The organism is Methyloversatilis discipulorum, assembly GCF_018780585.1.
GTDB classification, from domain to species: domain Bacteria; phylum Pseudomonadota; class Gammaproteobacteria; order Burkholderiales; family Rhodocyclaceae; genus Methyloversatilis; species Methyloversatilis discipulorum_B.
On sequence record NZ_JADMJL010000002.1, the window covers coordinates 1 to 5,740 of the forward strand.

At 69.5% G+C, this 5,740-nt stretch carries 7 protein-coding genes and 1 pseudogene; 5 read left to right on the forward strand and 3 right to left on the reverse strand.

The window, feature by feature from the left end:
• Positions 1-108 precede the first annotated feature (108 nt).
• The 3 genes from IV112_RS00185 to ytfE all read right to left on the reverse strand — a co-directional run bounded on the left by IV112_RS00185 (position 109) and on the right by ytfE (position 1,713).
• On the reverse strand, positions 109-528 hold the full coding sequence (locus tag IV112_RS00185) for a YbaN family protein (RefSeq protein ID WP_304000289.1): 420 nt from the start codon (positions 526-528) through the stop codon (positions 109-111).
• Entirely contained in the window at positions 525-932 is a 408-nt protein-coding gene (locus IV112_RS00190; protein WP_304000292.1) for a SirB2 family protein, read from the reverse strand. The genes IV112_RS00185 and IV112_RS00190 overlap by 4 nt, the downstream gene beginning before the upstream one ends.
• Positions 933-1,014: 82 nt before the next feature.
• Entirely contained in the window at positions 1,015-1,713 is a 699-nt protein-coding gene (ytfE, locus tag IV112_RS00195; RefSeq protein WP_304000294.1) for an iron-sulfur cluster repair protein YtfE, read from the reverse strand.
• 111 nt (positions 1,714-1,824) lie between these two features.
• On the opposite strand from ytfE, the gene IV112_RS00200 reads away from it, so the two are divergent.
• The 5 genes and pseudogenes from IV112_RS00200 to IV112_RS00220 form a co-directional block, all read left to right on the forward strand.
• Complete coding sequence (locus IV112_RS00200) at positions 1,825-2,340, forward strand: RrF2 family transcriptional regulator (protein WP_304000296.1); 516 nt, start codon at positions 1,825-1,827, stop codon at positions 2,338-2,340.
• A gap of 9 nt (positions 2,341-2,349) precedes the next feature.
• Entirely contained in the window at positions 2,350-4,278 is a 1,929-nt protein-coding gene (locus tag IV112_RS00205) for a type IV pili methyl-accepting chemotaxis transducer N-terminal domain-containing protein (RefSeq protein WP_304000299.1), read from the forward strand.
• A complete protein-coding gene (locus tag IV112_RS00210; RefSeq protein ID WP_304000302.1) occupies positions 4,275-4,976 on the forward strand; it encodes a response regulator in 702 nt (233 codons plus the stop codon). The genes IV112_RS00205 and IV112_RS00210 overlap by 4 nt, the downstream gene beginning before the upstream one ends.
• Before the next feature lie 13 nt (positions 4,977-4,989).
• Positions 4,990-5,328, forward strand: a complete 339-nt coding sequence (locus tag IV112_RS00215) for a cupin domain-containing protein (protein ID WP_304000306.1) — start codon at positions 4,990-4,992, stop codon at positions 5,326-5,328.
• 174 nt (positions 5,329-5,502) lie between these two features.
• Positions 5,503-5,740, forward strand: a pseudogene (locus IV112_RS00220) (MFS transporter); the annotation flags it as partial.

Consider the following 5,740-nt stretch of genomic DNA (forward strand, 5'->3'; position numbering starts at 1 on the left):
AGAAGGACGTGGGCTACATCTCCACCGGCGGTGGCGCCTTCCTGGAGGTGCTGGAAGGCAAGACGCTGCCGGCGTTCGAGGTGCTGGCTCGGCGCGCCAAGGGCTGAGTCAGCGGTCTCTGGTGGGGATGCGCGCCACCACCAGGATGCCGATCGCAGCGGCGACCAGCAGCAGCCCGAGCACCACGGGCTGGCCACGGAAGCCCCAGGCCGAGAGGCCGACCATCACCACCATCGAGACCTGGGCCACGGTCTTGGTGCGCCGCGTCAGGCTGCGGTGCTGCTCCCAGTCGCGCACCATCGGGCCCATGAAGCGGTGGTTGAGCAGCCAGCCGTGCAGGCGCGGCGAGGCCTTGGCGTAACAGGCCGCGGCGAGCAGCACGAAGGGCGTGGTGGGCAGGCCCGGCAGCACCACGCCAATCAGGCCCAGCGCAAGCGACACGCTCCCCGCCAGCCACAGCAGCCAGCGCATCACGCGCGACCGGTGCAAGGCGGCGGCCGTCTGCGTCGGTGCCTGCGCCTCGCTCATGGCGCCCACCAACCGAGCGGGTGCCGCGCCAGCGCGACCGAGGCCATGAAGGCCAGGCACAACAGCGCGGCCAGCAGGAACAGCGCGCGCGAACGCGGGGAGCGCGCGCGCTTGAGCGCCATCGAGCCCAGGGCGATGTAGACCAGCAGCAGCGCGAGTTTGACGCCCAGCCAGGGCGTGTGCAGCGGGTTGAGCTGCAGCAGCCACCACAGGCTGGCACCCGCCAGCAGCAGCGCGGTGTCGATAGCCACGCTCAGGTGGCGCCAGAGCGCCCGCAGGGGCCAGGCGTGGTCCAGCAACCGGCCGAGGCCGCGCAGTGCGAACAGCCCCGCGCTGCCCGCCACCAGGCTCACATGCGTCTTGAGGAGCAGCGGGTAGGCCCAGGCGAATTCCGGTGCTGGCATGGCAAGGGGTGGTGCGGTGGGGCGGGCGGTGAAGTCGCCGCAAGCATAGCCGCTCCCACACGCCCGACGCGGCACTCCGGTCTCAGCAGCAGGCTGTGCGCACGGGTTCGAAGGGCGGGAACAGGCGGTTGTTTTCCAGGTGGATGTGGGCGACCAGGTCGTCCGAGAACTGCGCGATGCCGGCGTACAGCGCACGCCAGGTGTTGCACGCGCCCGGCGGCGGCGTGGTGTCGTGCGCCAGCGCCATCAGGCGTTCGAGCTGCCCACCGTGGCTGGTGTGTTCGGCCCGCATCACGCCGATCGGCATCGCGGCCATCCCGCGCCCACCGGCCCTGAGCAGGGGAAACAGCACCTGTTCCTCCTTGTCCATGTGGTCGAGCAGCTCGGTCTCCATGGCCTCGAGGTGGTCCGCCAGGCCCGTGGGCACGTCGGCGTGTTCGCGGTGCACCGCCTCCACCCGGCGCGCCATGCGGATCAGCTCGGGCAGCTGCTCGCGGTGCACCGCGTGGTAACGCGTGAGGATGTGGTCGATCATCTCGGCGGGCGCCTGCGGCACGACCGGGTTTCCCGGGCGCTCCAGCAGCGCCAGTTCGGCCAGCACTGCGTCGACCGACAGGCCCTTGTCGTCGCAGGCCTGCTGCAAGGCGATCTGGCCGCCGCAGCAGAAGTCGAGCTTGAGGCGGCGAAAGACGGCGGTGGCGCCGGGCAGATTCACCGCGATCTGTCCGATCGGCTGGTCCGCGCGTTCGAGGATGTCGGCAGGGGCGAAGGTGGTGTCCATGGCTGAAGGTCCTTAAAGGTTCATTTGAAATGAATATATTAACGCATAAAATGCACACAATATGAATATTCAGACCGTCCACACGGACATCGGTCATGAGGAGGATGCGGCATGCGACTGACCAACTGGACCGACTACAGCCTGCGCGTGCTGATGTACTGCGCCGCCAGCGAGCAGCGCGAGCAGCCCGCCACCATCGGTGAGATCGCCGAGGCCCATGGCATCTCGCGCAGCCACCTGACCAAGATCGTGATGACGCTCTCGGGCCTTGGCCTGCTGGAGACCACGCGGGGCCGCGGCGGTGGCCTGCGCCTGCTCAAGCCAGCGCACACCATCGTGCTGGGCGAGGTGGTGCGCCAGACCGAAAGCGACTTCACCCTGGTGGAGTGTTTTGACGCCGAGCACAACACCTGCCGCCTGGACGGCCACTGCCGCCTCAAGGGTGCGCTGCGCGAGGCCATGGACCGTTATCTGGAGGTGCTCGACGGGGTCACGCTGGCCGATCTGGTGGCGCCCGCCGCCAGCACCCGCGGTGGCCAGCGGGTGCATTTTGTGCCCGGCCTGCCACGCCCGCTCGACGTCGCGGTCCGTCGGTCGCGGGTATCTGCCGGCGGCGAAAGCCGCTAACCTCACGCCATGGTGTCCACCGCATCGTTGTCGACCAAGCTGGTGCGCATTGGCGCCGGGTTGCTGCTCGTCGCCCTCGCGTCCATCGGTCTCACGCTGTGGGTGACCTGGCAGCTCGAAGGCGGTGCGGCCGCGGTCAACGAAGCCGGGCGCATGCGCATGCAGACCTGGCGGCTCACCAGCGTGGCGCAGGCCGGGCGCGCACCGGGTGATGTGGCGGCACTGGTGCAGGAGTTCGACCGCAGCCTGGACCTGCTGCGCCGGGGCGACGCCAGCCGCCCGCTCTTCGTGCCCTGGGATGGCGCGGTGCGCCGCGAGTTCGCCACGGTGGAGGCGCTGTGGCAGAACCAGCGTCCGCTGTGGTTGCAGGCCACGCCACCCGAACCCGCGCAGGCGCTCGCCGCGGCCGACACGTTTGTCGACGCCATCGACGCCCTGGTGCTGGCGATCGAAAAGCAGCTCGCGGGCTTCACCGCCATCCTCAATCTGTTCCAGTTCCTCATGATGGCGCTGGCCATCGTCGGCGCGGTGGTGATGCTCTACACCGGCTACATGTATGTGATCAACCCGCTGGTTCACTTGCGCCAGGGCCTGCGCCGGCTGGAGTCGGGCGACTTCAAGGCGCGCGTGGAGGTGGAGACGCTCGACGAGTTCGGGCAGGTGGCGGGCGGCTTCAACCGCATGGCGTCCACGCTTCAATCGATGTACGCCGGGCTGGAGAGCCAGGTCGAGACCAAGACGCGCCACATCGAGGCGCAGCGCGCGCGGCTGGCCACCCTGTACGAGGTCAGTGCCTTCATGGCCCACGCCGGCAGCATCGAGGAGCTCTCGCGCGGTTTCGCCCAGCGCGTGCGCACCGTCGTCAAGGCCGACGCGGTGGCGGTGCGCTGGAGCGACGAGGCCAGCCAGCGCTACCTGATGCTGGCCTCGGACTGTTTTCCGCAAGACATGGTGGAAGACGAGCGCAGCCTGCTGGCCGGCGCCTGCGCCTGTGGCAACCTGCAGCCCGACGCGCGGACGCGCGTGATTCCCATCCTCAGCCACGACGAGGCCAACGTGCGCCACTGCGCGCGCGCCGGCTTCGAGACGCTGGTGAGTGTGCCGGTGCGGCTGCAGAACCGCCTGCTCGGCGAGATCGATCTCTTCTACCGTTCGCAGGCCAGCCTGAGCGCGGGCGAGACCGAGCTGCTCGATGCGCTGGCCAGCCACCTGGCCAATGCGCTGGAGAGCCTGCGGGCCGCGGCGCTGGAGCGCGAGGCGGCGGTGGGCGAGGAGCGCGCCCTGATCGCACGCGAGCTGCACGACTCCATCGCCCAGTCGCTGGCCTTCCTGAAGATCCAGACCCAGCTGCTGCGCACCGCCGTGCAGAAGGCGCAGCCGCAACAGGTGCAGGCCACGCTCGACGAACTCGACGAAGGCCTGCGCGAGAGCATCCACGACGTGCGCGAGTTGCTGGTGCACTTCCGCACCCGCACCAACACCGACGACATCGAGCGCGCGCTGCAGGAGACGCTGCAGAAGTTCCAGCACCAGACCGGCCTGTCCGCCCGGCTGCACATCGAAGGCCACGGCCTGCCCTTGCCGGCCGATGTGCAGGTGCAGGTGCTGCACGTGCTGCAGGAATCGCTCTCCAACGTGCGCAAGCACGCCGGCGCCAGCCACGTCCAGCTGGACGTGGTCAAGGGCTCGCACTGGCGCTTCCGCGTGCGCGACGACGGTTCGGGCTTCGACGCGCTGGACGCGCCCGACGCATCGCACGTGGGCCTGAAGATCATGCGCGAGCGCGCCGCCCTCATCGGTGCCCGGGTCGACGTGAGTTCCGAGCCCGGCACGGGCACCACCGTCACCCTGAGCCTGCCGCCGCACCCGGTGGCGGCGGGCGTTTCCCTGTCCGGGCCGGCCCACCAGCCGCCCACCGCCACCCCGCTCACGCCATGACCGACACGCGCTCCACGACCCTGCCCATCCGCCTGCTGGTGGTGGACGACCACTCGCTGTTCCGGCGCGGCCTCATGGCGCTGCTGTCGCAGGACGCGCGCTTCACGGTCACCGGCGAGGCCGGCGATGTGGGCGAGGCGCTGCGCTGCGTGCAACGCCAGCGCCCCGACCTGATCCTGCTCGACAACCACCTGCCCGGCGTGCTGGGTGTGGATGCGATCCCGTCCCTGCGCGAGGCCGCGCCGGGCACCCGCATCCTGATGCTCACGGTGAGCGAGAACGAGGCCGACCTGGTGGCCGCGCTCAAGGCCGGCGCCGACGGCTACCTGCTCAAGACGGTCGAGTCGCACCACCTGTGCGAGGCCATCGTCAAGGTGATGGACGGCGAGTCGGTGGTCAGCCCCGAGATGACCACCAAGCTGGTGTCGGCCCTGCGCGCGCAGCCAGCGACCAACGGCGACGCGGTCGATGCGCCACCGGTGGCGGCCGCCGCCGCCGATGCCGAACTCGCCTCGCTGTCCGCGCGCGAGCGCGAGATCCTCGACCTCATCGCCGGCGGCGACAGCAACAAGCACATCGCGCGCAAGCTCGACATCGCCGAAACCACGGTCAAGATCCATGTGCAGCACATCCTGCGCAAGCTCCACATCACCTCGCGCGTGCAGGCCGCGGTGTTCGCGGCCCGCCACGCCCACTAGGAGACAGACGACCATGGCCCTGCACCACCTCGAATCGGGCGAAATCGCCAACCTGCGTCCGCTGGGCGGCGACGCGCTCAGCACCCAGTCCAGCGCGCTGTTCAAGACCGAGCAGCTGGAGGTCATCCGGCTGGTGATCGCGCGCGGCCGCGAGATGCCGCTGCACAAGGTGCCGGGCGAGATCACGGTGCAGTGCCTCGAGGGCGTGATCGAGTTCGAGACGCCCGGGCGCGTGCAGAAGCTGCAGGCCGGCCAGCTGCTGTTCCTGCGCGGCGGCGTGCCGCACAGCCTGCGCGCGCTGGAAGACGCCTGCGTGCTGGTCACCATCCTGCTGTGGGGACCCCCGCCCTGAGCCGGGCGGCTTGATCCAGATCAAGTCGCGCGCACAAAGGCGCCGCCCTAGTTCTTCCGGACGCGCCGCGCCCACCCGCCATCGTTCTTCTTCCCCCGCCGCGCAGCCACCGGAGGGATAGGCGGGCACGCCCGTTGCGCCGACAGTGATGCCATGTCCCGTGGAGAACACAACATGGCTTCCGAACTGAGCAACGACAAAAAAGCGTGGTCCGTGCTGATCGTCAGCACGCTGGCCTTCACCGTGTGTTTCATGGTCTGGATGATGTTCGGCGTGATCGGCATCCCGATCAAGAAGACGCTCGGGCTGAACGCCACCGAATTCGGCCTTCTCACCGCCACGCCGGTGCTGACCGGTTCGCTGATCCGCGTGCCGCTGGGCATCTGGACCGACAAGTACGGCGGCCGCATCG

Coding starts and splice junctions, on each gene's coding strand:
- IV112_RS00185 (WP_304000289.1), bottom strand. CDS start 528: ATGAGCGAGGCGCAGGCACCGACGCAGACGGCCGCCGCCTTGCACCGG.
- IV112_RS00190 (WP_304000292.1), bottom strand. CDS start 932: ATGCCAGCACCGGAATTCGCCTGGGCCTACCCGCTGCTCCTCAAGACG.
- ytfE (WP_304000294.1), bottom strand. CDS start 1,713: ATGGACACCACCTTCGCCCCTGCCGACATCCTCGAACGCGCGGACCAG.
- IV112_RS00200 (WP_304000296.1), top strand. CDS start 1,825: ATGCGACTGACCAACTGGACCGACTACAGCCTGCGCGTGCTGATGTAC.
- IV112_RS00205 (WP_304000299.1), top strand. CDS start 2,350: ATGGTGTCCACCGCATCGTTGTCGACCAAGCTGGTGCGCATTGGCGCC.
- IV112_RS00210 (WP_304000302.1), top strand. CDS start 4,275: ATGACCGACACGCGCTCCACGACCCTGCCCATCCGCCTGCTGGTGGTG.
- IV112_RS00215 (WP_304000306.1), top strand. CDS start 4,990: ATGGCCCTGCACCACCTCGAATCGGGCGAAATCGCCAACCTGCGTCCG.